The sequence below is a fragment of the Arthrobacter oryzae genome (assembly GCF_031454875.1).
Lineage (GTDB): Bacteria > Actinomycetota > Actinomycetes > Actinomycetales > Micrococcaceae > Arthrobacter > Arthrobacter oryzae_D.
Window position 1 is genome coordinate 19,622 of record NZ_JAVDRQ010000013.1, and the last position, 23,565, is coordinate 43,186.

Genomic DNA, 23,565 nt, shown 5'->3' on the forward strand with positions numbered 1-23,565 from the left:
CTTGATCGCCGTCTATATCTACGAGACCACGGACCAGACCTGCCTAAACAGACCCGCCTAAGCCATGTACTGACAGGGTATGGTTACGCCCCGGACTCCCGGCATAGCGTTGAAGGCATGAGCACCCGAGATGACATTCAGGAATTCCTGACCTCCCGGCGGGCCAGGCTGACGCCCGAGCAGGTCGGCCTGCAGTCTTATGGCCGGCGGCGGGTGCCGGGGCTGCGCAGGGAAGAGGTTGCGATGCTCGCCCAGGTCAGCGTCGAGTACTACAGCCGGCTCGAGCGCGGAAACCTCAGCGGTGTCTCCGAGAGCATCCTTGAATCCCTGGTCCATGCCCTGAGACTGGACGACGTCGAGGAGCGGCACCTGAGGGACCTGATTCGAGGCTCCGACAACTCCACCCGCCCGAGGCGCCAACGCACCCCGCAACGGCGTGTCCGCCCCACCGTCCAGCGAATGCTCGATGCCATGACGGACCTGCCCGCAGTGGTCCAGAACGGCAGGCTCGACATCATCGCAGCGAACCGGATGGGCCGGGCACTCTACGCCGCCCAGTTCGACACCGCGATCCTGCCGCCGAACCAGGCCCGCTTCGTCTTCCTGGACCCCCGCGCAAGGGACTTCGCACCTGACTGGGACCGCGCAGCGAATGAATGCGTCGCCATGCTGCGGGCCGCGGCCGGACGCGACCCGCACGACCGCCAGCTCTCGGACCTCATCGGTGAGCTCTCGACCCGCAGTGACGAGTTCCGTATGCGCTGGGCCGCGCACAACGTCCACCAGCACAAAACCGGTTCAAAACGCGTCCGCCTCCCGGCCGTGGGAGAGCTCGAACTGGACTTCGAAGTCATGGAACTCATGGCCGATCCCGGACTGACATTTATCACCTTTAGCGCCGAACCAGGATCACCGTCCCACGACGCCCTGCAACTGCTCTCCGCCTGGGCCGCTACTGAAGCCAACGCCCCCGCAGCCACAGACATCCTCTAACCCCCACCGGTCACCGCAGGCGGCACCAAAACACCCAAAGTATTCGTCCGCACCTAACGAAAGAACCTGAACCACATGAACATCACACTCAACAACGGCGTCACCATGCCTGCCCTCGGGCTAGGCGTCTTCCAAAGCGCACCGGAAGAAACAACAGCTGCGGTCGAGGCCGCCCTGGCAGCCGGCTACCGGCACATTGACACTGCCGCCGGGTACGGCAACGAGCGGGAGGTCGGCGAAGGCATCCGCAGCTCCGGCCTGGACCGGTCGGACGTGTTCATCGAGACCAAGGTATGGGTCAGTGACTACGGCTACCAGGAAACGCTGCACGCCTGGGAGAAGGCGGTCGGAAAGCTCGGGGTGGACTACCTGGATTTGCTGATCCTGCACCAGCCGATGCCGGGCCGGTTCGAGAGGACCCTCGCCGCGTACAAGGCGCTGGAGACCCTGCTCGCCGACGGACGGGTGCGGGCCATCGGTGTCAGCAACTTCATGCCGCACCACCTCAAGCAACTGCTGGCCGAGACCGACGTGATCCCGGCAGTGAACCAGGTGGAGCTGCACCCGTTCTTCAGCCAGCCGGATGTCCAGGCAGCCGACGCCGAACACGGCATTATCACCCAGGCCTGGTCACCGATCGGCGGCATCACCTTCTACCCCGGGTGGGGCGAGGAGGACCGGAAGAACGTCATGCAGGACCCGGCCATCGCCGCGATCGCTGAAGCGCACGGCAAGAGCCCGGCGCAGGTTATGCTCCGCTGGCACCTGCAGCAGGGCCGCTCAGCCATCCCGAAATCGACCAACCCGGAACGCATCGCCGAGAACTTCGACGTTTTCAACTTCGAACTGTCCCCGGACGAGATTGCAGCCATCAACGCGTTGGACACCGGCGTACGCAACGGCCCGGACCCCGACGTCTCCCACGACGAGTGGTTCGATGTGTCCATCCCCGAAGCCTAAGCACGGCAGAACCAGACCAGAGACAACGAAGCAGCATGGACTACCGCTCGCTTGGCCGCACCGGAGTCAAAGTCAGTCCCCTGTGCCTGGGTGCCGAGGACACCTCATCTCTTCAAGGGACGTCTCATAACCCTTGGGAAACGAGACGTCTCACTGAGGGAATAGACGTCTGACCTGCACAGTCGCGGATGTTTTACGAAAACTCGGACGCGCGATGGCAAAGGCGATTCCCGTAACTATGTCTCATAACCTCGAAGCAAAAATCGAGTACTCATCCTTAGTTATGAGACAGGTGAGCGGCGCCGCCTAGCGTCTTGAAAAACAACAACTTTTCAAGACACTGTTTTGGGCGGCTCGAGAGGGACTGTCTGAATAACGGTGTGTGGGGTCCGGCCTGATCCGAAAGGAGACGGCCGTGTCAGAGTCCACGACCGCGATGACAGGGGTGATGATCGATCCTGTGACGGGAGAGATCATCGATCAGAAGGAGCTTGCGGAGCGGCTGCTCGCGCAGGCCAAGGAGCAGGGCGTGAGCCTGGTAGGCCCGGGCGGGCTGTTGAACCAGCTCACGAGGAGTGTGCTGGAGACCGCGCTGGAAGCGGAACTGACCGAGCACCTCGGGCATGAGCATGGCCAGACGCCGATCGCAGCGAACATGCGAAACGGCACCAGGTCGAAGACCGTGCTGACCGAGATCGGCCCGGTCGAGATTGAGGTGCCCCGGGATCGGGACGGCTCGTTCGAGCCGGTGATCGTGCCCAAGCGGAAACGGCGTCTGGACGGGATCGACCAGATCGTGCTCTCGCTGTCCGCCCGGGGGCTGACCACCGGGGAAATCGCCGCGCACTTCGAGGAGGTCTACGGGGCCAAGGTCTCCAAAGACACCATCAGCCGCATCACGGAGAAGGTCGCCGGGGAACTGGCCGAATGGTCGGCCCGACCTTTGGACCCGATCTATCCGGTGCTCTTCGTTGACGCGGTCGTGGTCAAGGTCCGTGACGGGCAGGTGCGCAACACCCCGTTCTACGTCGTCATGGGCGTCACCGTGAACGGGGAGCGGGAGATCCTGGGGATCTGGGCCGGGGACGGCGGCGAGGGTGCCCGGTACTGGCTGCAGGTCTTCTCCGAGCTGAAGAACCGGGGCGTGGAAGATGTGTTGATCGCTGTCTGTGATGGGCTCAAGGGCCTGCCGGAGGCGATCACGACCACGTGGGAGCGAACGGTGGTGCAGCAGTGCATCGTGCACCTGATCCGCAACAGCTTCCGCTACGCCGGACGCCAGCACCGCGACGGCATCGTCAAGGCGCTCAAGCCGGTCTACACGGCCCCGTCCGAGCAAGCGGCGAAGGACCGGTTCGCCGAGTTCACGGCCGAGTGGGGCCAGCGATATCCGGCAATCGTGCGGCTCTGGGAGTCCTCCTGGGCGGAATTCGTGCCGTTCCTGGAGTACGACGTGGAGATCCGGCGGGTGATCTGCACAACGAACGCGATCGAGTCGATCAACGCCCGCTACCGGGGGGGGCTGTGAGGGCCCGTGGGCACTTTCCGAACGAGGCCGCTGCCCTGAAATGCCTGTATCTGGTCACCAGGTCACTTGATCCGACCGGAGGCGGTCGGGCACGCTGGGTGATGAGGTGGAAGCCTGCGCTGAACGCGTTCGCGTTTACCTTCGCCGGCCGGTTCGAAAGAACCACTCACTAATGAAAACCGGCCGGACCCACACACCGTATAGCGGACAGTCCCCCGCCGGAACGCCGCGATTATTTACAAGGATTAGCTAGTCGTGGGCTGTGTTTCTCAAAACTCGATAAGGGGCCTTGAAACGACTGTACTGTTTCGAGAACTTTTTGTGAGAACCCGGGGCCGGTCGTCACCTCATCTTCGTTGAGCCGATTTTCCGCCGCAGGAACCCGCATGCCTTGAAGAGTGACGAGCCCGGGATTCTCGATTCGATGTCTTCTCGGAATCCTTCGTTTTCAAGAACTCTTCACTGCGGTGCCTGTTTAACTACGTTTGGCGCGAGGCCAGGAGAGGAGGACGCATCACCGCTGATCAATCCACACAAAATTGTTCCGTTTCCGAGGGAAGCTTCTCCTGAGGGTGAGCAAATGTTGGCGCCCATCCATGTGAACTGGTTAGCGTGTGGGGGTAGTTTCCGGATCGTGGGTTTCGCGTTCGTTTTCGCTGATCTGGGCGATGGCGTGCCGGGCACGGCGGACAAAGCGGGCTGTGCGCCACGCACCGTAGGCGCCGGCTAGACCGAGGAACATTGCGGCGGCTAGGAGCGGCCAGGGGGCGTAGACGACGCTTGTCTCGGAATGTTCTGTGCCGGCCTCGGAGGTGTAGGTGGCCGCTGCGGTGCCTGATTGAATAGCGGGCGCCTGTGTCAGTCGGGCGTGAAGTTCGAGGGCGGATCCGGGCAGCATGCTTTCGGGCGTGTCGAATTTCAGCTGGGTGTTCGCTCCGACCCAGCTGTTGACGTCGAGCGTGGCGGATGGATGCAGGATGGTGTTGCCGGTGTTGTTCAGGGGCAGGGTGAACGTCAGCGTGTCCCCGGTCTGCTGCCAGCTCAGGTCGCCGTGTGTGAGGGTGCTGACAGCGGTGCCCGCGACGGTGAGGTAGATGCGGACTCCCTGACGCTGGATGACGTCCAGGCGGACGGCAGTGTCTCCGTCGACGGTGGAGGTCGTGCCCTGGACCGGGGGGCTTTGGATGATCAGCCCGCCGGCGTACTCTCCCGGCGGGGTTCCGGCGGGAACGCTGATCCTAAAGGGGACTTTTAGTTCTGAGTTCGCCGCAAGGGTGATGTGGTCGTTGGCCAGTTGTACCCAGCCGCCGACGCCGGGGCGGGGCTCATTCTGGTTGGCCAGCGCGAAGGCACCTTGCGGGGTGCTTGTGGCGTCTACCGGATAGTTGAGTAGCGTCACGGCTGTTTGAGTGTGGTTGGTGACGATCGCGGTTGCCTCGAGTGCTGCCCCCGGATAGAGGGAGATGTGGAAGAAGTCGGACTCGTTCGCAGGTCGGATTCCCAGGGTCCCGTTGTCGACAGCCGCCACCGGTCCGGAACCGGCAAGCAGACAAAGGGCCAGCGCCGCTGTCATCAGGGCGGCGCTCAGGGCCTGGCGGGTTCGAGGAAAGAGAATCGTCATGGATGGTCCTTAGAACAGCAGCCGGATTGCCCGTTGCGGGGGTGGGGCAGGCGCACTGAGCTGCGGCCGCTGGAACGCCGTCCTGTGAACGACGGATGGAAGCCGAGTGACCGAATGTGGGGCCCGCCGTCCGTCCTCCTGTTGAGAGAACATCCGGCGGGCTGCACATCGGGCTGGGGCTCTAGGAGATGGTGTAGGTGAGGGTGGAGACGTACGGCAGAAGAGCAGTGGACCCAACCGCGCCAAAGTAATTCGACCGGTAGGTGTTTGCGGGGACGGCCAGGCTGTACGTGGGCGTCAGCGCGTAGGTTCCCCTATTGGCTCCCGCCGACGCCACGAGGGCCTGGGCCGAGCCTGACATTGCAAGGGCCGGTGCACTGATTCCGGCGACAGGGTCGGCGCCGGACCCGGCGGTGACCGTGCCCGGGGTGATGGTCAGGTTGGAAACGGGGATGGTGCGAGCCGTTGTCTCAACAGTTCCGGCTGCACTGGTGGGGACTGTGGCGGTGACCGACAACGTCCATGCCTGGCCGGTACCGCGGGAATCTGAAATGCTCCACGGGGAGGATGACGTTCCGGTGGCAGCCTTGTCGGTTCCGTCCAGTGTCACGCCGCTGAGGTTCGCCCCGGATGTGTTGGAGGTCAGCGATCCACCGGAAATGGTGGAATCGACCGTGTCCGCCGTTGCAGCCGGGAGAACCGCGGTGAGCAGCATTCCGGCGGCGGCAAGGACGCCTGCGGCCTTGATGATTTTGCGCATGGGATTTCTCCAAAATGTTGTGGGCACGCGAAGAGAGCACGTGCCGTGATGTGGCACGACAGAGTGATTTGAGATACGCAAGACAGTGCCGGTGAAGATCGAACGGGATAGCGATGATCCGAGGGCGGGTTGATCAACCCGCAGCTTCCCACATCCGGCCCGCAGATAGGCACTGGTCTTGCGTGAGAGCAATAAGGAATTCGTTCTGTAGCCCCCACCATGAACGAACATCACCAACGATGTGGTGTATACGCGTCACTGTACGCTAGTCCCCGTCCGGGCATCCGGGTCCTTGGTCCTATTCTTTGGCGTGCACCTCACGAGCACGTTGCCTGGCCTCTCTGGAGCGTTCTTCGAGCTGGTCCTGGCCTGAGACTCGATAGAGGTCGGAAGCCCATTGAAATTCAGCGGCGGCGCCACGGTATCGGGCTTCGTCAAATAGTCGTCGTCCGATGTGGTGGCGTACGTTGGCTTCTTCCGTGCGGGTTTGCGGCCAGCTGAAGGTCCTCCTCCGGAAGCTATGCAGCTTCATGCCAGCGGTACTGCGTTGGAAGACCTGGGCAAGTACTAGCAGCGGTTCCATCCGGTCAGGGGTATCAGCCAGAAGCCGGAAGTCTTCCTGAAGAGCGTCGGTCTCCCGATTGAGCAGCGCCAAAAACCGGGCATGATCCAATGGCGGGCAGCCGTTGGAGACGGCACGCTCGACCGCATTGCGGTCCAGCACCATATCCTGAAGCGTGGCAGGGTCAGTACGCCAGAACTCTGAAATACTCCTCACCGTTACGTGCCTCGGTAGGAACTTGTCAGGGAAACCAGCCGATATGGACGACTTCGACGGGGCCGGCTACAAACGTCCCATGTTCTCATGGCACTGGCCAGGCATCCTCGAGCAGCTACTCGGGATGGGGGCCTCGTCCCTGCTATTTGTTCTTTGGGGTCTAGTCTGTGCGTGGGGGTACATATTGCCGGAGACGCGTCGTAAGAGGTTACTGTCCTTGGTCGGCAGCCCCTTGCTCACGAGCGTTTTGTGCGTCCAGGTCGCGTTCACGGTAGCAATTCTGACCTTGTTGGAATCGGGACATCTCGATTCGCTGGCGTCTCCCGCGCTTCGGGGCCTTCTGGGCTCCGCCGCGGGATGTCTGGTCCTTTTGGCCCTTTATACGGCCTGGCGTGACGGAAGGGCACGGCGCGGGGAGAGATCCAAAGCCGATGGGCTCTCGGATCGTATGGAGGCGGTGCTGACCTTCCGCCGGGAATGGTGGTGGGCCACGGATGAGGCCGGAACGTTCACCTTCTCCAGCAGCGCCTCGCTGGATCTGCTGGGGTACGCCCCGTCTGAACTCGAAGGGCAACCGGCCAGCATTGTTATCGATCTGGACGACTTGGCCAAGGCCCGCCAATCCGTCGCCGCTGCCCTGACACCTGATGGTTCCAGCTGGGCCGGGGTCGTGGTCAGATGCCAGCGGCGGGACGGGAGCCCCGTGTGGATGGAGGTATCCGGACACGTCCGCCCGGCCCTCCACGGTACCAGCGCAGGATTCGAAGGCGCGTGCAGAGCACTTCGTCCCCAAACCGCACGGGTGCTGGCTGTCCAGCGCACCAGGGAACGGATCGAGCAGGTGCTGCAGGAAAAAACGTTCCTCACGGCCTTCCAACCCATTCACGAACTGGCTACCGGCGCGGTCATCGGCGTCGAAGCCTTGGCACGCTTCATCGACGACGACGGCGGCAGCCCGGAGCACTGGTTTTCCGAGGCCGCAACGGTAGGCCTGGCGGCTGACCTGGAGTTCGCCGCCCTCGAATCAGCACTGACGGCCGCGACGGGGCTGCCGCCCCACCTGTACGTAGCCCTTAATCTCTCGCCGGAAACATGCCTGGATCCGCGCCTGCCCGGGTTTCTCGCCAGATCTGGTATCGCTCCGAAGCGGCTGGTGCTGGAACTGACCGAAAACCTGTCCGTGGCTGCGTATGCCCCGCTTGTAGCTGCCCTGGCCCCGCTCCGCGGGCAAGGTCTGAGGATAGCCGTCGATGACGCCGGAGCAGGATTCGCCTCCATGCGCCATATCCTGCACCTGCACCCCGACATCATCAAACTGGACCGGAGCCTCATCGCCGGCATCGACCAAGACCCCGGCCAACGCGCCCTCGGCGCGGCCATGGTCGAATTCGCTCAACAGATCCAGGCACAGCTCGTCGCCGAAGGCATAGAAAGCGAGGCTGAGCTGTCAGCCGTGACCAGACTGGGCATGTACTCAGGTCAAGGATACGTACTGGGCAGGCCCTCAGCAGCACCGCAGAAATGGGCCACCTGGGAAGCCCTGGAAAGACGGGACACAGTCTGAAGCGCCCCTGAGACTGGATTCAAAATGTCCCAAGCGTCTGCACGAGGAGAGCCGGAGCTTTGACCAAGGACACCGACGCGGTCTCGGAACCGGTGGATTCCTATGTCGCTGACCGGGTGGAAGCAAGAGTCAGGTCCGTGCGCGCAGACGGCTCTGGAGGCTTTCCGGTTGATGAACAACGAGGGCCGCATCCTCCACCTCAGCTTGGGGCTGCCCACGCCGCGTCGTTTTCGGTCCGACGCATGGGTGGGAACGCCTTCCCCGAGGTCCAGTGCAGAGGACTTCTGACATTCGGTGCAGACGATTTCTGAAACGACACCGTCGAGACAATTTTCCGCGGCAGGACGTCGCGCCACTTTCGATGAGTGATCGATCCCGGGATCCTCGATTCGATACTTTCTCGGAATCCTTCGTTTCTGAGAAATGCCTCTAAGACCAAGGCAGGCTAGGCTTTGTCCACGGCCAGAGCGGCAGGTACTGGACTGCCTTGGCAGGCGCTGACACCAATACGCGGCGGCACTCCCGCACCGGTGGAGCTGCCGACGGCGGGCAGGCACACACGCCAACACGCCGCCCGTGAAGAGAAACGCCGTTAGCATTGGGGTTGCCCGGCTGGGCAAGAAAGAGGGGGGTGCGCGGGTGGGATTGCATCGCTGCGACACAGCAGCTGTCTTGATGGGGGTTGTGCTCACGCTGGCGGCCTGTGAGCGCCCATTCACACGTGATGACGCTCGCGCAGTCCCGCACTCCGCCATTCAGGTCGGCGAGTATCGAGACAAGGACTGGGAGTACGTCGATGAGGGCGGCGCGACTCAAAAGCTCAAACGGTGCGAAGACAACAGCGTCTGGAATACCGCCTACCGCTGTACTTCTCCTGATGGCACCGTTGAACTCACCTTCAATCAAGGTAAGCGCGGGATGTCGAACGTCATTCTCCACACCGATGACGGGGATGTGTCGCTCGACTGTATCAACGACGGATCCGGGGGCCAGTTAAGGTTCTGCATGCCGATTTCGATCACGCAGGGGTCGACCAAGACGCCGGCCAGCTGAATCCCGCACCACACTCCGCGTGACGCCGACACACGTGCGTGGGAGCAGTACCACTGTGCAAGGGATCAATGACCCAGCCGGTGCTGAGACGGGAAAGTCATGAAGGAGTTTGAATGGGAATGCCAACGCTGGGAACCCGTTCTGCCAACTGGAGCCAGGCACCTGCGAGTCAGCGTCCCTCAGGCGCTAGCGAATTGTTTCGGGTCGCCGGCAGCGCCGGCCCCCGGCGGTGCAAATGCCTGGTGCAATGATGACTTCGGACGTCGTGGGGCGGACTCCTTGGCACTCCTTGGGCACAACGAAGGCCCGCCTATGGGGGACAGGCGGGCCTTCGCAACTAAACGCTACAGCGCTGTCGTATAACTATCGAATTGACGAGGTCGTAACCTTTTTTGGGCCGAGAAACTGGCCTCTGACAAAGGAGTGGTTCACGAGAGGGTGGGTGGCGCGGTTCCCGCCCCCGGGTTCACATCGTCCCCTCTGGGGGGAGAAGCAGCGAGAGCCCTGAACGCATTGCCGCGAGGTCTTGGAAGCCCATGCCCGAGAAGTCGACGATATCCCGGGCGTTTCAGGAATGTGGCCGCAAACCTGACCGGCCTCCCGGAGAATTAATTTGAAATTGAAATCAGGTTTTAGGGCCTCCCTAACGACCAACTTTTGATCTGAAAAATCGCCGCAGCCACCGTGGCTGCCTACCCGTGGGACGGGGACAATGCTGAACCCGAAGGGGTCAATTGCAATTGACCCGGCCGCGCGGAAAGCCGCCGAGCACCTCATCAGAAGGGCAGCAAAGCGACCACCTCCGCTATGGTCTGCACAGCATCTATCACCAGTTGCATCCGCTCCAGGTCCATAACCACGTTGCACAGCCGGTAGACCATCAGTCTCAGTGTCATGACCCGGGTGTGTGCGGCCCACCGCTGTTCGCGCCGGTCCGGGGCAGAGAATTTTCCTAGTTCTTCCATGAACGTTGTGCGTCAAGCACGCCGAAATGCACTACGAAGCAGAGAAATCTTCCGTGGACCAGGCCGGGGGAAGCGGAGGACCAGCGCGCACAACGTGATCGGCCGCTGCGGGCAGCTTCTACAGCGGCTCTATTCCGGGGACCAGGAACGGGGCGGCTCACGCCACTCTGCTGACGGACTGACCTCTCAATATTCTTACCAAATGCACGGTAAAAACCCCTAAAATTAGGGCCATAACACCTATTCATTCAGTTGAATGATTGCTAGAATTGGAGTAGCAAGTCAGCCAGTCGAACCTAACTAAAGTGATACGAAACCGAGGACTGAAAATGACTCTCACCATCTACACCAAGCCCGCCGGATGCTTTGGCTGCGCCAAGACCAAGCAGAAGTTCGCAGAGGCCGGCATTGCCTTCCATGAAGTGGACGTCATCACCAATGAAGGCGCCTTCGAGTACATCACCGAGGAGCTCGGCTACTCCCAGGTCCCAGTCGTCGTCTACGACAAGGGCGGCAGTGAGAACCACTGGTCCGGGCTGAACCCGGCCCGGATCGATCAGATCATCAGCATCGAAGCAGCCGCCGGCCGCCTCCGCGAAGCCTAGAAGCAACCACTTGACCCCGCATCGAACGAAACCAGTAGAGAAGGAACGAACCAAATGTCAGGCGAAACCAGCATCGCCGTAGTCGGCAACCTCACCAGCGATCCCGAACTGCGTTTCACTCAGGTTTCCCGTAAGTTCGGGAAAACTGAAGGCATCCCGGTAGTGAACTTCACCATCGCCTCCACACCCAGGACCTTCGACCGGCAGAAGAACGAATGGGTGGACGGCGAACCCTGTTCCTACCCGCCAGCGTCTGGCGGGACGCCGCGGAGCATGTGGCGGAATCCCTCACCAAGGGCATGCGCGTCATTGCCTCCGGGTTGCTGAAGTCCCGGACATACGAGACGAAGACGGGGGAGAAGCGGACCGTGATCGAACTCGAAGTCGAAGAGATCGGCCTATCCATGCGATTCCAAAACGTGGCGGTCAGCCGCGCCTCCAAAGTCCGCCAGGAGAACAGCACGGACAACAGCAGGGTCGACGGGGATGACACCTACCGGCCCATTAATGAACCGGCCCCGCAGTTCGCCGAAGATGACCTGTGGTTCGGGAAAGAGGCCAACCCGGAGGGGCGGATCAACCGACTCGGGCCCAACGGCGAGCCGGCTTACTGGTGAGCTGTCAGGCCCCGCAGATGCGCTGACGCCGGCAGATGAGTGGGACGATCCATTAACGCCCCGTGCCGGGATACTTCCTTGAATGTAAAGGCTGAGACTATGACTGAAGTCAGCAACCCTGACGCCCTGGCCGAATCCGAGATTGACGAGGCCGTTGATTTGGCCGACGCCGCACAGTACCTCGCAGGCGACCGCGCCGATGAACGTTCCCGTGAACTGGGCCGTGAGGTACTGGGCGGAAACCTGACACACCGGCAAGCTGTGGAGGAATACCGTGCGGATGCCGTCTAAGAAGATCGCGGCCTTCACTCCCTATTTCACGGAGGACGAGGCTGGACAGGTCCGTGCAGCGTTCCTGGCCGCCGGCCATTTGGAAGGCGATGCGAGCGTGTCGGACTTCATCGTCCGTGCCACTATGCGTGAAGTGAAGCGCCTGCAGCGCAAATACAACCATGGCAGAAAATGGGACCCCGCCCCGCCGGGTTCACTCAGGCGCGGGCAACGCACCATGGACGAACTGCACCACCGGAATGCCGAAATGGACAGAGGACATGAACAAGATGCCGGGGGCCGCCACGGTACCGGCGATCCCCAGGATGCTGACCCTGGAACAGGTCCAGGAGATCCTGAACGTTAAGGCCTCGCTCGTGTACTCGCTGCTCCGCAGCGGTGAGTTGCCTGCCGGGCAATTTGGTGGACGCGGGATCTGGCGGGTCCGGGAAGGTGACCTGATGGCCTACATCGACGCAGCGTTCGCAAAAACAGCTGAGCGCATTGCTGCGGGTCAGATCCCGGAAGACAATGTCGCCTCGGAAGACTGAACCAGCTGCTTACCGTGTGGCGACAGCGTGGGGGATGATCAGCCCCGGCGTCACCATTCAGTCAGGGAACGCCGAGCGTACGCTTGGCGGCGTGCTGCTTGGGTCACTGCGCGTCCGGAATATGGTTGTCCGCCGATGTTCCCCTGAGCCAGTTCAGGCGGGTACTGCGCGCGGCTTTGGGAAGGGTCCGAAGCGTCTCAGGGGTTCGTGGAACCTGGCTGGCGGGTGCGTTTCAGTTCGCGGTAGAGCCTTTCATTCTCGACTTCGAGTTCGAGCACTTTGGCCACGCCGGCGAGGTTCAGGCCCTCGTCGAGCAGCTCCCCGATCCGGCGCAGGGTGACGAGGTCCGACTCACTGTACTGCCGTGTTCCCCCGGCTGTGCGCCCGGGCGTGAGCAGGCCCTTGCGTTCGTAGAGCCTGATGTTCTGCTGTCCGGTCCCCACGAGTGCGGCCACCACGGAAATGGCGTAGACGCCCTTCTCACGGTCCGGCTGCTGTTCCTCTGTCCGTTCTGCCATGGTTCCTATGTATTCCTCCCGGTTCCTGCTACGGAATTTTGGAAACCACCTTGCACCAGTCTGGCACTGGTGCTATAAAAAATCTATAACCGCGACCATAGATAAATGCTGCGGGCAACCATATATTGGTGATACTACCCATGCTGAAGGAGTGGGAAATGATGTTGATGCGTACGGACCCGTTTCGTGAGCTGGACCGGCTCACCCAGCAGGTCTTTGGAACCACTGCCCGGCCGGCTGCCATGCCGATGGACGCTTGGCAGGAGAACGGCGAATTCGTCATTGCCTTCGACCTGCCCGGTGTCACCGCTGATTCCGTGGATCTAAACGTGGAACGGAACGTGCTCACCGTCCGGGCGGAGCGCAAAGACCAGACAGGTCCTGACATCGAACTCATAGCATCGGAGCGGCCGCGCGGCATCTTCAGCCGCCAGTTGATTCTCGGGGACACGCTGGACACCGAGAAGGTCGCGGCAAGCTACGACGCCGGTGTCCTGACGCTGCGGATCCCGGTGGCCGAGCAGGCCAAGCCGCGCAAGATCTCCATCGAGAGTAAGCAGGACCAACGCCAGGAGATCGCAGGCTAACCGCCATTCCCATGCCGTACAGAAAGCGGGGCGGTTCCGGGCAGGTGCCGGACCCGCCCTGCCCTGTATGGCATGGATGGAGGGGGGATCGGGATGGGGAACAATCTTCCGGACCACTACCAGATACTGGGAGTGCCGCCGACGGCAACGCAGCGGGAGATTTCGAGCGCCTACAGGAAATTCATGCGTACCCATCATCCCGACATCGACGCCGGCGCCACCGACCGTAGCGAACTCCTGCGCATCATGCAGGCGTTTGCCGTCCTCCGGAACCCTGTGACGCGTGCAGCCTACGACCAGGCAGTCAGCCGGCACCAGAGGGGCCTGGGACCGCACTCCGCCGAACCTCCGCCGGCTCAGCCACGCCCACGACGGAGCGCACCCCAGGATGTCCCTGTCCGCGTGTTGCGCCGCGGCAGCGGGCCCCTGTTCCGGGTATCACCGGTCCGGTGGGAGAGCGGGCCGTGGGCCGTGCCCAACACTGACAAAGGAAGGCCCAAGAAATGAGCGACTGGCGCCGTTACGACTCCCACCTGTTCCCCGTCTTCTATGAACGGTTCGAAGAACGCTGGGGCAAGGGAACAGCACCCTTCCTGGATCCTGAAGCGTACGAACAACCCGTGCCGCGGGCACAATGGATCAACCCCGTCACCTGTGCCGCACTGGCCGTGGTCCCCATCTGGACCGAGGATGACCGGCAGCACCGCTCCTTCGGCGTGTTCTACCTCCCGCCGGAAGGTGACATCTGGGTACTGCGACCGGGCTTCACCGGCTATCTGGAACCCGCGGACGGCGACTCGGAACACCTGGTCACCCTCCGGAACGATGCCTTCAAGAAGGCCGTGGCACACGCCAAAGACTTCCTCTTCGGCCCGGCAACGGCGGCCCATTAAGCCCGCGCGAACCCGGCGCCGAGCGGGCGGCGCCCCGTCAACGCGGCCCGGACGAACGGGTCCCGGTCCCCGCACCCGGCCGCTGCAGATAGCATTGCGGTCCGGTCCCTGTCGGCGTGAGCCCGGGCATGGCGACCTGCCAGGCGCGGGCCAGGGCGTCACGGGCCCCGGCCGCTTGTGCGGCCGGGGCCGCCCGGAGGGATGGTCCGTGCGCTGCGGCTGCATGTGCGCTATCAAGGCGCGGTGGCGTTTCCTGTGATACCAACCGCCCAGTAGGCAGCGTTAGCGTGTAACGGCATCCCGTCCCGGTCTGTTAGGCGCCGATCTGATGCTGGTCGCCCTTGGTCTCGATTTCAATCTTGCGCGGAGCGGCTTGGGCGGTGATCGGGATCCGCAAGGTCAGAACGCCCGCGTCGTAGCTGGCCTTTACTTTCTCCGTCTCCATGGCGTCACCGAGGATCAGCTGCCGGCTGAAGACACCGCGGGGCCTCTCGGATGCGACCAGTTCGGTGCCTTCGCCCACAGGTGCCTTCCGTTCGGCGCGGACGGTCAGGACGTTCCTTTCCACGCCCAGGTCAATGGAATCGACCTCCACGCCGGGCAGGTCGAGCGCGACGACGTATTCATCGCCTTCCCGCCAGGCATCCATGGGCATTGCCGCCGGACGGGCCGCGGTGCCCAGGACCTGCTCGGCGAGACGGTCCAGCTGGCGGAACGGATCGAACATCAACATGACATACCTCCTTGTCAACAATGACCGGATCTATATCCGCTGACATAGATTTAATAGCATCGGCGGGCCCGCCTGACAAGAGGTTTCCCGGTCTCGAACGCCCCTTTTTTGGAAAGTTTTTGGGGCATTGCGCGGCTGATTGTGTGGGGCCGGCGGTGCTCGGGAGAAGCGCTTCGAATTCCCGCTGCAGCGCGAGGCCACGAAGTGGCGTCCCGGCCGGGCAAAGCACACCGGCATGGGGGACTGCAGTTCTGTGGTCTGCAGCGGCGACGGTGATTACCCCTGGACGGTGGTGGGGAAATGGAAAAGCACTCCCGCGAACTCATCAAACAAACCAGACTCGTCCGACACGCGGCCTCGAGTCCGCGGCGGCGCGCCTGGGGCGCTCATGGGCGGCGCCTGGAAATCAACTGGACAGGCTCTTGCGCCGAGCCTCCCGGCAGTGCTAAAAAATCTATCGTGACTGATACACATTTGGGCGCTGAGGGAAAAGGCGAGGGAATATCGGGCAGGGCAGCATGCACCTGTAGCTCAGCCGGAAGAGCAGGGGACTTTTAATCCTCGGGTCGTGGGTTCGAGTCCCACCGGGTGCACGTCGGGCTGATTCTTCTGGGGCTTCGTCCCGGCCGCAGATCCAGCCGAAAGGACGGCGGTTAAAAATGAACCCTGAATTGCAGCGGCTGCGGGCACTGGCGGCGGTGGTCTCCACGGCCGAGGTGGCTTTGGACGCGGCGTACAGGACGCTGCGGGAATCCGCCGCGGCGCTATTGCGCAACGGAGATGCCACCCTTGCCGAAGTCAGCGAGGCCGCAGGACTGGACCAAGGCGAACTGTTGGACATGCTCAGCCAGAACATCCCCGGCCGGGAACCCTTCTGGACGTCATCGGGGGCGACAGGTCCCGCCTAACGAAGACGGGCCTGCGGGTTATAGGAGGCCTGGACATGGGTTGCTCGATGAGTTCGTCGTCTTGCGCCCCATGGGTCCGCGCGCGCAGCCGAAGTGTGTTCCCTGAGGGGAACACCATGAATCAGATGGAATGGATGACGTCCTGGGCGGTCTGCGGCAGTCGCTGATGATCGCCTCACCCATTGCCGAGACACTGGCACGCCGACGCCAGGAGAGCCGTCGGCAACAGGAACACCAGGACGCCCAGGCCCAGCGCGCCCTGAGCCTGTCTGTCACGATGGCTTCTCCGCTCCGCAGATAGCGGCGACGCTGCGGCCCTCATCAGAGGTCAACGGGGAACTGTGACGCAGGCTACACGCGGTGCCAGGTCCCTATCTGAGCCGGGAAGCGGTGGACGCGGGCCGTCATCCTTACGGGGGCCTGGCGGACCGCGCCCCACCGGTTATGTCTTAGAACGGGCGGATGTTCTCCGCCTGCGGTCCCTTCGGGCCTTGGGCCAGATCAAACTGGACTTTCTGGTTCTCTTCCAGGGAACGGTAGCCGCTGCTGGCGATCGCCGAATAATGGGCGAACACATCGGCCGAGCCGTCATCATTGGCGATGAACCCGAAGCCTTTTTCAGAGTTGAACCATTTCACTGTTCCAGTTGCCATATCTGTTTCCCCATATCATCTGTCACCCCGGCCTTCAGTGGCCCGCAGGCAGCGGAGAGCCTTCTCCACTGCCCAAACGTAACGTATGGTGCCAGCCCGGGACGTGCAAGGCCCCCGCCGGCAGGCCGGGCGAGCGTTGCTGCTGTCCTGCGGATCGTCCGTGGCCCGCTCCGCCGGCTCAACCGTGCTGCGGACGGTTGCGCCGCGGATGCCTCGCGTCGGTGCTTTGGCTTATTTCCTCCCAAAACCGTCCGCTGCTTGCCCTTCGGGTTTCCCCGGTTCCGTCGGGCACAGCGACACGTTGCTCCGCCAGCAGCCCAAAACAACGGGAAAGAAGGGAAGCTGGCCGGTCACCTAAGCCGCCCCATGGCTATGGCCTTTACCGGGGTGATCGGGTCAGCGGGAGCGTGCGGAATCGGCTGCTGCAGTGAACCGCTGTGCGGTGTTCCGCCGTGGCGGGGTCTGGGCGGGTTTGATCGGGGAATGAACGCGTTCGCTGTGACGGTTTTCTCTCATGTCGCGCACGAGGCCGGTTCCGCCGATTTCCCTGATGGCCGTGATGCCGGCTGCTGCTGCCTGTTTGGTGGGAAATATCGTCGATACCGCTACGGTGTGACCCGATTTGTCGACGAGCCGGACGCGGTATCCGCCGGCGGGGGCGTCAAGTAGTTCGAAGTGTCCGGACATGGCGATTGCCCTCCCTTTCTCCCTTCCCTGCGAGGATATTTTAAGGCTACCCTCGCTTCTTTGCCACGGCCCGAGGTTGGCCGCTGGGCAGCTTAGCCTGGTTCCTGCTCGCCGGGGCGGTGGTCGTCGACTCCCTCGGCGGGCCGGGGGTCGGATGTGTCCTGTTTCTCTTCATAGTGGCGGGCGTCGGGGGATTCGGTCAGGTCATCTGCGTAGGGTGCCCGAAGCCGGGGCACGGAGTCGATAAGTTCGTTGGCGGCCATGGCCAGCAGATCCCGCTGCATCCTGGGAAGGGATAACAGGCCCTGGAGGTAGGCTTCGACTTCGTATTCGCCGACCGCGCCGCCGATGCTGAAGTAGTTCAGCCACAGTTTCCCGACGGTGATATCCACCGCTTGCAGTTCCGCCCGCAACTGACGGCGTTGTTTCGGTTCGGTGGGATCGAAGCCCATCGTTCTGCCTAGTTCCGGTTGGCCGGCGTTCCGGCGGTGAGTACGGCGCTGACCTGGAACAGGGTGCTGTCCCTCTCGCGTGCCTGCTGCATCAGGTGCTGCAGGGCCGCCTCGTGGCCGAGACCGTGGCGTTCCATCAGGATTCCGCAGGCCCGGTTGATGGTACCGCGGCGGTGCAGCGCGGTTTGCAGGCCTTCGCTGATGCGCTGCGGGGCTTCCCTGGTTTGGATATGGGAAAGGAGGGTGGCCGCGGGAGCGGCAAACAGCTCCAGCAGCCGTTCCGTGTCGGCATCGTAGGCGGAGGGCAGGGCCGCGTAGATTTTCAACGCCCCGATGCATTCCTTCCCGGTCACGAGCGCGGCGCTGACGACGGAGCGGACGGGCAGGGAGGAGACGGCCGCGCTCCACTGCGGCCAGCGCGGGTCAGTCCGGACGTCCTCGATGAGTACGGTTTCTTCGGCTGCCCAGGCTGTCAGGCACGGGCCTTGCCCGAGCTCGTATTGGAGGGCATCGGCTCGTTGGACGACACGGTCGGTGAACCCTGTGCTCGTCCTCCGGCCACGGGCATCCATGAGCGATACCCCGGCCCCGACTGTGCCCGGAATTGCGTCCTTAATGGCACGGGCCAGGATTTGCACGGCACGATCGACCTTCTCTTCGGTGAGGAGAAGGCCCTTGACACGGCCAACGGCAGTGGAGAGTTCATCAAGCGGAAGGTTCTGTTCCATGAGCATTCCTCCGGTCAGCATCCGGGCGGACCAGCCTCGGACGGTGCGGGGAAAGCCACCGCGCACAAAACCATGCGCCATCTTCAGCATAAACCCTCACAGCATGGTGTCCCCGTTCCGCGGATGCGGGCGTGGGCCCTCCGGTTGCTGAGAGGTTATGTGTGGGGCGTGTTTCCGATGAACGTCCCGGGCGGCATCCGGGCGCCGAACACGGGGCCGGGATCGGGTCTTTTGGCGTGCCGTTCTTCTTCGGAGATCCGTTGTTTGATCCGCTGCAGGACCCAGGGGACCAGGTGTTCGCGTGCCCAGATAAGGTCATCTGCTCTGGCTTCGCGCCAGCTGCGCTCGGGCAGTTCCTTGGGTGTCATCGGCTGCAGGGTGTGGGGGACGTTGAGGGTGTCCAGGACCATCATGGCAATGGTGTGCTGGCCCAGCGGGGAGAAGTGCAGCCGGTCAGGGTCCCACATCAGCGGGTTCGTCAGCTGACGCAGCGCCCAGAGGTCGGCGATCACAGCATCATGGCGGGCAGCGATGGTGCGCAGGTTCTCGTTGAAGATGGCCACCCTCCCGCGGACCTGCCCCAGGACCGGTGTCGCGCCCCAGTCCGGGCCGGTGAACAGAACCACCGTCGCCCCTGTGGAGGCCAGCAGTTCCACGCCGGCGTCCATCCGGACGGCGAGTTTGTCGGGGTCACTTCTGCGGAAAATGAGGTCATTGCCCCCGGCGTTGAGCGTGATCAGGTCCGGTTGCAGGGCCAAAGCCGGACCCACCTGCTCATCCAGGATCTGCCGGAGCAGCAGTCCGCGGACAGCCAGGTTGGCGTACGCGAAATCCTCATGCCCGACACTCAACTCTTCGGCGACCCGGTCCGCCCAGCCCCGCAGACCCCCCGGGCTGCGCGGTTCCGGATCCCCGACACCTTCGGTGAACGAGTCCCCCAGGGCCACATAGCGGCTCCACGGATGCAGGCGGGGCCGGGAGTCAACGGAACCACCCTGCGGTCGGTCGGCGTCGGGGGCGTTCATTCCCTCATACTGCCCCCAGGACACGGCGGGCGCCATGCGGGCCGAGCCGGGACAGGATAGGTCTGACGGATCCGCGGCGGGCGGCAACTTTCAGCTACGGACAGTTTTCAGTGCTGTGGACCAGGAGATGAGCTGTTCCAGGAGCGGTTCCATCGCCTCCTCAGCGGCCTGACTGGGGGTGAAAGTGGTGGCGTTCTCGAAGTCAGTGGCAAAGGGGAGTGCGACCTGGGCGCGGACGTCGGCAATCTGGAGCTCCCCGGCGATCAGGCGCAGGTTTTCGACGGCGCGAACGCCGCCGGCGCTTCCGTAGGAGATGAAGCCGGCGGCCTTGTTGTTCCACTCGGCGTAGAGGAAGTCCAAGGCGTTCTTCAAGGCCCCCGGGACGGAGTGGTTGTATTCAGCGGTGACAAAGATAAAGCCGTCGAACCGGGAGATCGTCTCAGCCCAGATTCTGGTGTGCTCATGCTGGTAGTCCCCGATGGAGGGAGGCAGTGGCTCATCCAGCAGCGGCAGGTTGAAGTCGGCGAGGTCCAGCAGCTCGAAGTCTGCACCGCCTCGGGATGTTGCTCTGGTCAGTACCCAGTCCGCCACCTGCTTGCTGCGGCGGCCCGGCCTGGTGCTGCCAACCACCACGGCGATCTTCACCACGTGAACCACTCCCTTTCGGTATCAGCCCTTTTGGGCCCACCTACGCGCACGGCATGGCATGGTCCGCGCCGCGCGGCCGATCCACTGCGCAAGCTGGGTGGCCTCCAAACTCAGCTGACGGGTCAACCCGGATGCGGTGCGCTTAGGCAGGTGCACGCCCGGCCGCCTGACCGGAGAGCCCTTCGCACCGCAGGCATTGCGGTCGAAAGAGTCAGCCTTGACATTCGGTGCAGTACTTCCGTCCGTCTTTCTCCAAAGCCAACTGGCTGCGGTGGTGGACAAGGAAGCAGGACATGCAGGTGAATTCGAACGACTGGACAGGCACGATCCGGACCAGCAGTTCCTCGTTGGAAAGGTCCGCGCCGGGCAGTTCAAAAGTGTCGGCGAGATCGGCCTCGTCCAGATCAATGACAGCGGCACCTGAAGCGCCCTTTTCGGGTTTCAGCTCATCGAGCGGCTCCCTGACGTCGTCCTCTTGCGCCGTTCGGGGCGCGTCGTAGTCGATGGACACCCTGATTCTCCTTCAAGTATTCATGGACCAAAAATTCCCGAACCACGATAGAACCCAGAAGGAAACATCAATATTCCCGCGGACGATAATCATGGAACAGAGACCGGGCGAACGGGACGCGCGCGCCACCGCGACGTGCGCGCCACGCGACGGAACCCACGCCCCGGGGGCTCGCCGGGGGTAAGACCATTAGATCCTGTTGAGTAGGAGGGTCCTGGAGGAAACAGGTAGCTGACACTCAGGGATCCGGGTCGCCTTGCCACTGCCTTGTTCGTTCACCTGAGACCACCTGTTCCTTCAACCGGTGTGATTCATCGTAGGGTGCAGCGCCGACACTCAGGGGAGGAGAAATCAGCCCCGGCGCCGGTTCCGCACAGCATGTCCACTGGCAGGGCCCGGCGGCACCAGGGACCTGTGAACAAGTGCTGGTCCGCGGCTGGACCCATCCGTCCTGCGTGACCCAGGAACTGGCGGTCCGGTGCCTTCTGGACCAAGTGGAAGTCATCCAAAACCTGTACGGCCTTGATCTGGCGGAAGGCTGGCGTGGCCGGCTGGAAGAACGCATGCTCGAAGACACCGACAGCGAAATGCTCTACCAGAACGCCATGGACGGCTTCGAAGGCGACGCCGAACTGAACATGCAGCTCGGGCTCGCCCCCAGGGAAATCAAAGACTGGTTCGAACCTTTCAACGACTCCTTCGTTCCGGCCTTCGTGCACTAACCACCCATATCCGTCGCCCCCACTTCTTAGTTAGTGCTTCCAGAAGGCAGACAAGCGGGAAATCGGCGGGAACAGCTATAGCAGTACTGGCAGCTGACCCTGGAAATTTTCCTAGGACCGATCGGGGAGTGGGCGGTAGGTGCGCACCGCTCCAGCGACCATTGGGCTTCCTCGCAGTGACTCCGCTTTCCCAGCGAAACCGAAGGTTCGACTGGGCATAATGAACCGAAGCTCCGGTCAACCGCTATTTGACCGGAGCATCGCCAATTGAGGAGCACTCCCAGCCCCTTGTGAGCTGTAGGCCGGCGTAATCACGGCTATCGGCCTCCAAAGGAGGATGGGTAGAAGAGGCTGCGGAACTCGTATCAGCGCCGCTTTCGCGAGCCCTGCGTTGGGAATTCCCAATTTGGAAGCCGATATACATGAATGGGGTCTCGATCGAAGTAACGGGACGTCGGGTTACGCTGTACACGTGAACCAACCGCTGGACGAGGGCCCGTTCTTTCACGGCACGAAAGCCAACCTCCGGGTGGGTGATCTCCTGAGAGCGGGCTTCAGGTCGAACTACCGGCCCGAAGTCGTGATGAACCACATCTATTTCACCGCTCTTCAGAATGGTGCGGGACTCGCTGCGGAACTGGCGGCGGGTGACGGTGCACCGCGGGTTTACACCGTCGAGCCGACCGGGATATTCGAGAACGACCCGAACGTGACAGACAAGAAGTTCCCTGGTAATCCCACGCGGTCCTATCGCAGCAACGCCCCGCTAAGGATCGTCGGGGAAATTACCGGCTGGACGCGACTGGCGCCCGAGGAACTCCAGGCGTGGAAAGATCGTCTGACCGCACTCCTTGCGGATGAGCGAGGCGAAATAATTAATTGACGTCGTTGGTCCGGCGCGGCCCGTAAAGGGTTGGGATCCTCCGAATCTGCTGATTCTTCCTTGCTCTTTCATGCTTGGGGACTGTGTTCAAGGCCTCCTGGTGCCACGTGTTTTTCGAGACCTCTTAGGTGTCAGGTTTGGTTTAAGCGTTGGCCCATTCGGTGTCAGGGAATGGTGCCCGGACTCGAATCTGACGCTGCTTGTGCCCAATCCTGACGTCAGCTTGGGGTGTACTTCAAATCATTGCCCAAGCATAAAGGGACGTAAATTCGGATATGAGGATGGGGGTGCAAGGCTTCCGCGCCCGCAAGGACCCGCAGACCGCACAGCCTGGTTGGCTCGATCGAGCTCAACCGGTCAGGTTGCTTCCATCCCACTTGTGGCAGTGTTCACATATGTTCGGTTGTTCGGTCGCATCTGGCAGCTAATTGCGGTCCAAGCTACGGGCGCCGGAGAAAGCCCCAAGAGCCATAGAGAAGTCCCTGGCTACCTTTGCGGCCAGCAATCCGGCCTGGTCCAGGTGCCGTCCGAAACGCTGCTTGGGTGCGCTGACATTGAATGCTGCCACCACGCGTTGCTTGAAGTCGTAGACCGGTGCTGAGACGCCCACGACGCCGAGTTCGAATTCTTCGTCGACTACCGCATAGCCCTGCTGCCGGATGAGGGCGACCTCCGCGCGGAGGTCTTCGAACGACTGAATCTTGGATGCGAGGTCTCCGGTTGACGGGCTTTGGCCCGCTTGAAGGGCAAGTGGCGAGAGGTCCTGGCGATCAGGCCGAACTCCGGCCTTGGCTTCGGCGGCATGTGTGTCATACCAATCCTTCAAGGCCGGGTCATCCCAATCACTGACGAGCACCCTGCCGGCCGACGTGCTCCAAGCGTCAACACTGACCCCTTCCCAGCCCAGGGCCCGGTATGTGTGGTTGGACATTTCGCTCTTGAGGGTCAGTACGGTGCCGCCGCGCAGCACGCAAAGGTGTGTGGTTTCGTGTGTCGCCGCCGACACCCGTTTGAGGTATTGCGCCGAAGCGCTGACCATCCGTGCTTCGGCGGTCCGGGCGGCCAAGGCGTAGAGGCTGTGCCCAAGGGTGTAGTGCAGGCTCTCCGGATCCCGACTGACCAAGCCCGCTTCCGCCAGTGTGGCAAGTGTGCGGGAAACTTGGGCTTTGTCTCGCCCGGTAATCTCCGCAACCTTGCTTACTCCGAGCCCGCCTCCGGCCACGGCCTCCGGGGAGCCCAGGATCTCGAGCAGTTCCAAATCCCTGCGCAGGCCGGAGGAATTGCGCCTGGGGGTGGGTGTTCCGTTCACGGCTGGCTCCTTGGTTGTTCCGGTCTCGCTCCGATACTAACGG

General features: G+C 62.6%; 27 protein-coding genes, 1 tRNA gene and 3 pseudogenes. 18 read left to right on the plus strand and 13 right to left on the minus strand.

Going from position 1 to position 23,565, the window contains the following annotated elements; genetic code table 11:
* The first annotated feature begins 117 nt into the window (after positions 1-117).
* The 3 genes and pseudogenes from J2805_RS20110 to J2805_RS20120 all read left to right on the plus strand — a co-directional run bounded on the left by J2805_RS20110 (position 118) and on the right by J2805_RS20120 (position 3,654).
* Positions 118-993 (plus strand): helix-turn-helix transcriptional regulator, encoded by an 876-nt coding sequence (locus J2805_RS20110; RefSeq protein ID WP_309979443.1) that lies wholly within the window; start codon positions 118-120, stop codon positions 991-993.
* A 75-nt stretch (positions 994-1,068) separates the two neighbouring features.
* Entirely contained in the window at positions 1,069-1,953 is an 885-nt protein-coding gene (locus J2805_RS20115; protein WP_309979445.1) for an aldo/keto reductase, read from the plus strand.
* 448 nt (positions 1,954-2,401) lie between these two features.
* Positions 2,402-3,654, plus strand: a pseudogene (locus J2805_RS20120) (IS256 family transposase).
* A 434-nt stretch (positions 3,655-4,088) separates the two neighbouring features.
* Here the strand turns inward: J2805_RS20120 and J2805_RS20125 are convergent.
* The 3 genes from J2805_RS20125 to J2805_RS20135 all read right to left on the minus strand — a co-directional run bounded on the left by J2805_RS20125 (position 4,089) and on the right by J2805_RS20135 (position 6,589).
* Positions 4,089-5,102, minus strand: a complete 1,014-nt coding sequence (locus tag J2805_RS20125) for a WxL protein peptidoglycan domain-containing protein (protein WP_309979446.1) — start codon at positions 5,100-5,102, stop codon at positions 4,089-4,091.
* Between the two features lie 181 nt (positions 5,103-5,283).
* On the minus strand, positions 5,284-5,862 hold the full coding sequence (locus tag J2805_RS20130) for a WxL domain-containing protein (protein ID WP_309979448.1): 579 nt from the start codon (positions 5,860-5,862) through the stop codon (positions 5,284-5,286).
* Between the two features lie 298 nt (positions 5,863-6,160).
* Positions 6,161-6,589, minus strand: a complete 429-nt coding sequence (locus J2805_RS20135; protein ID WP_309979450.1) for a hypothetical protein — start codon at positions 6,587-6,589, stop codon at positions 6,161-6,163.
* 508 nt (positions 6,590-7,097) lie between these two features.
* On the opposite strand from J2805_RS20135, the gene J2805_RS20140 reads away from it, so the two are divergent.
* The 7 genes and pseudogenes from J2805_RS20140 (at position 7,098) to J2805_RS20170 (ending at position 12,265) form a co-directional block, all read left to right on the plus strand.
* On the plus strand, positions 7,098-8,204 hold the full coding sequence (locus tag J2805_RS20140; RefSeq protein WP_309979452.1) for a sensor domain-containing phosphodiesterase: 1,107 nt from the start codon (positions 7,098-7,100) through the stop codon (positions 8,202-8,204).
* Positions 8,205-8,780: 576 nt separating this feature from the next.
* Complete coding sequence (locus J2805_RS20145) at positions 8,781-9,257, plus strand: hypothetical protein (protein WP_309979454.1); 477 nt, start codon at positions 8,781-8,783, stop codon at positions 9,255-9,257.
* 1,294 nt (positions 9,258-10,551) lie between these two features.
* Positions 10,552-10,827: a glutaredoxin family protein gene (locus J2805_RS20150; RefSeq protein ID WP_309979456.1), complete on the plus strand. Its 276-nt coding sequence runs from the start codon at positions 10,552-10,554 to the stop codon at positions 10,825-10,827.
* 54 nt (positions 10,828-10,881) lie between these two features.
* Positions 10,882-11,444: pseudogene (gene ssb, locus J2805_RS20155) on the plus strand (single-stranded DNA-binding protein).
* Between the two features lie 99 nt (positions 11,445-11,543).
* Positions 11,544-11,735, plus strand: coding sequence for a hypothetical protein (locus tag J2805_RS20160; RefSeq protein WP_309979458.1), 192 nt, complete (start codon positions 11,544-11,546; stop codon positions 11,733-11,735).
* A pseudogene (locus tag J2805_RS20165) lies at positions 11,725-11,976 on the plus strand (ParB family protein); the annotation flags it as partial. The gene J2805_RS20160 and the pseudogene J2805_RS20165, both read left to right, overlap by 11 nt.
* Before the next feature lie 19 nt (positions 11,977-11,995).
* Positions 11,996-12,265, plus strand: coding sequence for a helix-turn-helix domain-containing protein (locus J2805_RS20170; protein WP_396134443.1), 270 nt, complete (start codon positions 11,996-11,998; stop codon positions 12,263-12,265).
* A gap of 197 nt (positions 12,266-12,462) precedes the next feature.
* Here the strand turns inward: J2805_RS20170 and J2805_RS20175 are convergent, their stop codons facing one another.
* Complete coding sequence (locus J2805_RS20175; RefSeq protein ID WP_309979461.1) at positions 12,463-12,783, minus strand: MerR family transcriptional regulator; 321 nt, start codon at positions 12,781-12,783, stop codon at positions 12,463-12,465.
* A 161-nt stretch (positions 12,784-12,944) separates the two neighbouring features.
* On the opposite strand from J2805_RS20175, the gene J2805_RS20180 reads away from it, so the two are divergent.
* From J2805_RS20180 to J2805_RS20190, 3 genes are all read left to right on the plus strand, one after another.
* On the plus strand, positions 12,945-13,370 hold the full coding sequence (locus tag J2805_RS20180) for an Hsp20/alpha crystallin family protein (RefSeq protein ID WP_309979685.1): 426 nt from the start codon (positions 12,945-12,947) through the stop codon (positions 13,368-13,370).
* A gap of 93 nt (positions 13,371-13,463) precedes the next feature.
* Entirely contained in the window at positions 13,464-13,877 is a 414-nt protein-coding gene (locus J2805_RS20185) for a J domain-containing protein (RefSeq protein ID WP_309979463.1), read from the plus strand.
* On the plus strand, positions 13,874-14,263 hold the full coding sequence (locus J2805_RS20190) for a hypothetical protein (RefSeq protein WP_309979465.1): 390 nt from the start codon (positions 13,874-13,876) through the stop codon (positions 14,261-14,263). The genes J2805_RS20185 and J2805_RS20190 overlap by 4 nt, the downstream gene beginning before the upstream one ends.
* A gap of 313 nt (positions 14,264-14,576) precedes the next feature.
* Here J2805_RS20190 and J2805_RS20195 read toward each other — a convergent pair whose 3' ends face one another.
* Positions 14,577-14,996 carry an Hsp20/alpha crystallin family protein gene (locus J2805_RS20195; protein ID WP_309979467.1) on the minus strand — a complete coding sequence of 140 codons (420 nt, stop codon included), beginning with the start codon at positions 14,994-14,996 and terminating at the stop codon, positions 14,577-14,579.
* Positions 14,997-15,516: 520 nt separating this feature from the next.
* Here J2805_RS20195 and J2805_RS20200 point away from each other — a divergent pair.
* The 3 genes from J2805_RS20200 to J2805_RS20210 all read left to right on the plus strand — a co-directional run bounded on the left by J2805_RS20200 (position 15,517) and on the right by J2805_RS20210 (position 16,205).
* Positions 15,517-15,589: transfer RNA gene (locus tag J2805_RS20200), tRNA-Lys, on the plus strand.
* Positions 15,590-15,655: 66 nt separating this feature from the next.
* On the plus strand, positions 15,656-15,904 hold the full coding sequence (locus J2805_RS20205; protein ID WP_309979469.1) for a hypothetical protein: 249 nt from the start codon (positions 15,656-15,658) through the stop codon (positions 15,902-15,904).
* Positions 15,905-16,034: 130 nt separating this feature from the next.
* Positions 16,035-16,205: a hypothetical protein gene (locus J2805_RS20210; RefSeq protein ID WP_309979693.1), complete on the plus strand. Its 171-nt coding sequence runs from the start codon at positions 16,035-16,037 to the stop codon at positions 16,203-16,205.
* A gap of 148 nt (positions 16,206-16,353) precedes the next feature.
* Here J2805_RS20210 and J2805_RS20215 read toward each other — a convergent pair whose 3' ends face one another.
* From J2805_RS20215 to J2805_RS20245, 7 genes are all read right to left on the minus strand, one after another.
* Positions 16,354-16,557 carry a cold-shock protein gene (locus J2805_RS20215; protein ID WP_307051531.1) on the minus strand — a complete coding sequence of 68 codons (204 nt, stop codon included), beginning with the start codon at positions 16,555-16,557 and terminating at the stop codon, positions 16,354-16,356.
* A gap of 396 nt (positions 16,558-16,953) precedes the next feature.
* On the minus strand, positions 16,954-17,244 hold the full coding sequence (locus tag J2805_RS20220; RefSeq protein WP_309979473.1) for a YegP family protein: 291 nt from the start codon (positions 17,242-17,244) through the stop codon (positions 16,954-16,956).
* Between the two features lie 92 nt (positions 17,245-17,336).
* Entirely contained in the window at positions 17,337-17,696 is a 360-nt protein-coding gene (locus J2805_RS20225; RefSeq protein WP_309979475.1) for a hypothetical protein, read from the minus strand.
* A gap of 8 nt (positions 17,697-17,704) precedes the next feature.
* The gene (locus tag J2805_RS20230; RefSeq protein WP_309979477.1) at positions 17,705-18,424 is read right to left on the minus strand and encodes a GAF and ANTAR domain-containing protein; all 720 of its coding nucleotides are present in this window, start codon (positions 18,422-18,424) and stop codon (positions 17,705-17,707) included.
* A gap of 155 nt (positions 18,425-18,579) precedes the next feature.
* Complete coding sequence (locus J2805_RS20235; protein WP_309979479.1) at positions 18,580-19,449, minus strand: SGNH/GDSL hydrolase family protein; 870 nt, start codon at positions 19,447-19,449, stop codon at positions 18,580-18,582.
* 90 nt (positions 19,450-19,539) lie between these two features.
* The gene (locus tag J2805_RS20240) at positions 19,540-20,097 is read right to left on the minus strand and encodes an NADPH-dependent FMN reductase (protein ID WP_309979481.1); all 558 of its coding nucleotides are present in this window, start codon (positions 20,095-20,097) and stop codon (positions 19,540-19,542) included.
* 211 nt (positions 20,098-20,308) lie between these two features.
* Positions 20,309-20,608, minus strand: coding sequence for a DUF4193 domain-containing protein (locus J2805_RS20245; protein WP_309979483.1), 300 nt, complete (start codon positions 20,606-20,608; stop codon positions 20,309-20,311).
* A gap of 455 nt (positions 20,609-21,063) precedes the next feature.
* Between J2805_RS20245 and J2805_RS20250 the strand changes: the two genes are divergently transcribed.
* Both J2805_RS20250 and arr read left to right on the plus strand, forming a co-directional pair.
* Entirely contained in the window at positions 21,064-21,330 is a 267-nt protein-coding gene (locus J2805_RS20250) for a hypothetical protein (protein ID WP_309979485.1), read from the plus strand.
* Positions 21,331-21,802: 472 nt separating this feature from the next.
* A complete protein-coding gene (gene arr / locus J2805_RS20255; protein WP_309979486.1) occupies positions 21,803-22,213 on the plus strand; it encodes an NAD(+)--rifampin ADP-ribosyltransferase in 411 nt (136 codons plus the stop codon).
* A gap of 424 nt (positions 22,214-22,637) precedes the next feature.
* Here arr and J2805_RS20260 read toward each other — a convergent pair whose 3' ends face one another.
* The gene (locus J2805_RS20260) at positions 22,638-23,522 is read right to left on the minus strand and encodes an IclR family transcriptional regulator (RefSeq protein WP_309979488.1); all 885 of its coding nucleotides are present in this window, start codon (positions 23,520-23,522) and stop codon (positions 22,638-22,640) included.
* Positions 23,523-23,565 lie beyond the last annotated feature (43 nt).

What these genes read in the sequence shown, in the direction of transcription:
- J2805_RS20110 (WP_309979443.1), top strand. Translation starts at nt 118, where the DNA reads ATGAGCACCCGAGATGACATTCAGGAATTCCTGACCTCCCGGCGGGCC.
- J2805_RS20115 (WP_309979445.1), top strand. Translation starts at nt 1,069, where the DNA reads ATGAACATCACACTCAACAACGGCGTCACCATGCCTGCCCTCGGGCTA.
- J2805_RS20125 (WP_309979446.1), bottom strand. Translation starts at nt 5,102, where the DNA reads ATGACGATTCTCTTTCCTCGAACCCGCCAGGCCCTGAGCGCCGCCCTG.
- J2805_RS20130 (WP_309979448.1), bottom strand. Translation starts at nt 5,862, where the DNA reads ATGCGCAAAATCATCAAGGCCGCAGGCGTCCTTGCCGCCGCCGGAATG.
- J2805_RS20135 (WP_309979450.1), bottom strand. Translation starts at nt 6,589, where the DNA reads ATGGTGCTGGACCGCAATGCGGTCGAGCGTGCCGTCTCCAACGGCTGC.
- J2805_RS20150 (WP_309979456.1), top strand. Translation starts at nt 10,552, where the DNA reads ATGACTCTCACCATCTACACCAAGCCCGCCGGATGCTTTGGCTGCGCC.
- J2805_RS20160 (WP_309979458.1), top strand. Translation starts at nt 11,544, where the DNA reads ATGACTGAAGTCAGCAACCCTGACGCCCTGGCCGAATCCGAGATTGAC.
- J2805_RS20170 (WP_396134443.1), top strand. Translation starts at nt 11,996, where the DNA reads ATGAACAAGATGCCGGGGGCCGCCACGGTACCGGCGATCCCCAGGATG.
- J2805_RS20175 (WP_309979461.1), bottom strand. Translation starts at nt 12,783, where the DNA reads ATGGCAGAACGGACAGAGGAACAGCAGCCGGACCGTGAGAAGGGCGTC.
- J2805_RS20180 (WP_309979685.1), top strand. Translation starts at nt 12,945, where the DNA reads ATGTTGATGCGTACGGACCCGTTTCGTGAGCTGGACCGGCTCACCCAG.
- J2805_RS20185 (WP_309979463.1), top strand. Translation starts at nt 13,464, where the DNA reads ATGGGGAACAATCTTCCGGACCACTACCAGATACTGGGAGTGCCGCCG.
- J2805_RS20190 (WP_309979465.1), top strand. Translation starts at nt 13,874, where the DNA reads ATGAGCGACTGGCGCCGTTACGACTCCCACCTGTTCCCCGTCTTCTAT.
- J2805_RS20195 (WP_309979467.1), bottom strand. Translation starts at nt 14,996, where the DNA reads ATGTTGATGTTCGATCCGTTCCGCCAGCTGGACCGTCTCGCCGAGCAG.
- J2805_RS20205 (WP_309979469.1), top strand. Translation starts at nt 15,656, where the DNA reads ATGAACCCTGAATTGCAGCGGCTGCGGGCACTGGCGGCGGTGGTCTCC.
- J2805_RS20210 (WP_309979693.1), top strand. Translation starts at nt 16,035, where the DNA reads ATGGATGACGTCCTGGGCGGTCTGCGGCAGTCGCTGATGATCGCCTCA.
- J2805_RS20215 (WP_307051531.1), bottom strand. Translation starts at nt 16,557, where the DNA reads ATGGCAACTGGAACAGTGAAATGGTTCAACTCTGAAAAAGGCTTCGGG.
- J2805_RS20220 (WP_309979473.1), bottom strand. Translation starts at nt 17,244, where the DNA reads ATGTCCGGACACTTCGAACTACTTGACGCCCCCGCCGGCGGATACCGC.
- J2805_RS20225 (WP_309979475.1), bottom strand. Translation starts at nt 17,696, where the DNA reads ATGGGCTTCGATCCCACCGAACCGAAACAACGCCGTCAGTTGCGGGCG.
- J2805_RS20230 (WP_309979477.1), bottom strand. Translation starts at nt 18,424, where the DNA reads ATGGAACAGAACCTTCCGCTTGATGAACTCTCCACTGCCGTTGGCCGT.
- J2805_RS20235 (WP_309979479.1), bottom strand. Translation starts at nt 19,449, where the DNA reads ATGAACGCCCCCGACGCCGACCGACCGCAGGGTGGTTCCGTTGACTCC.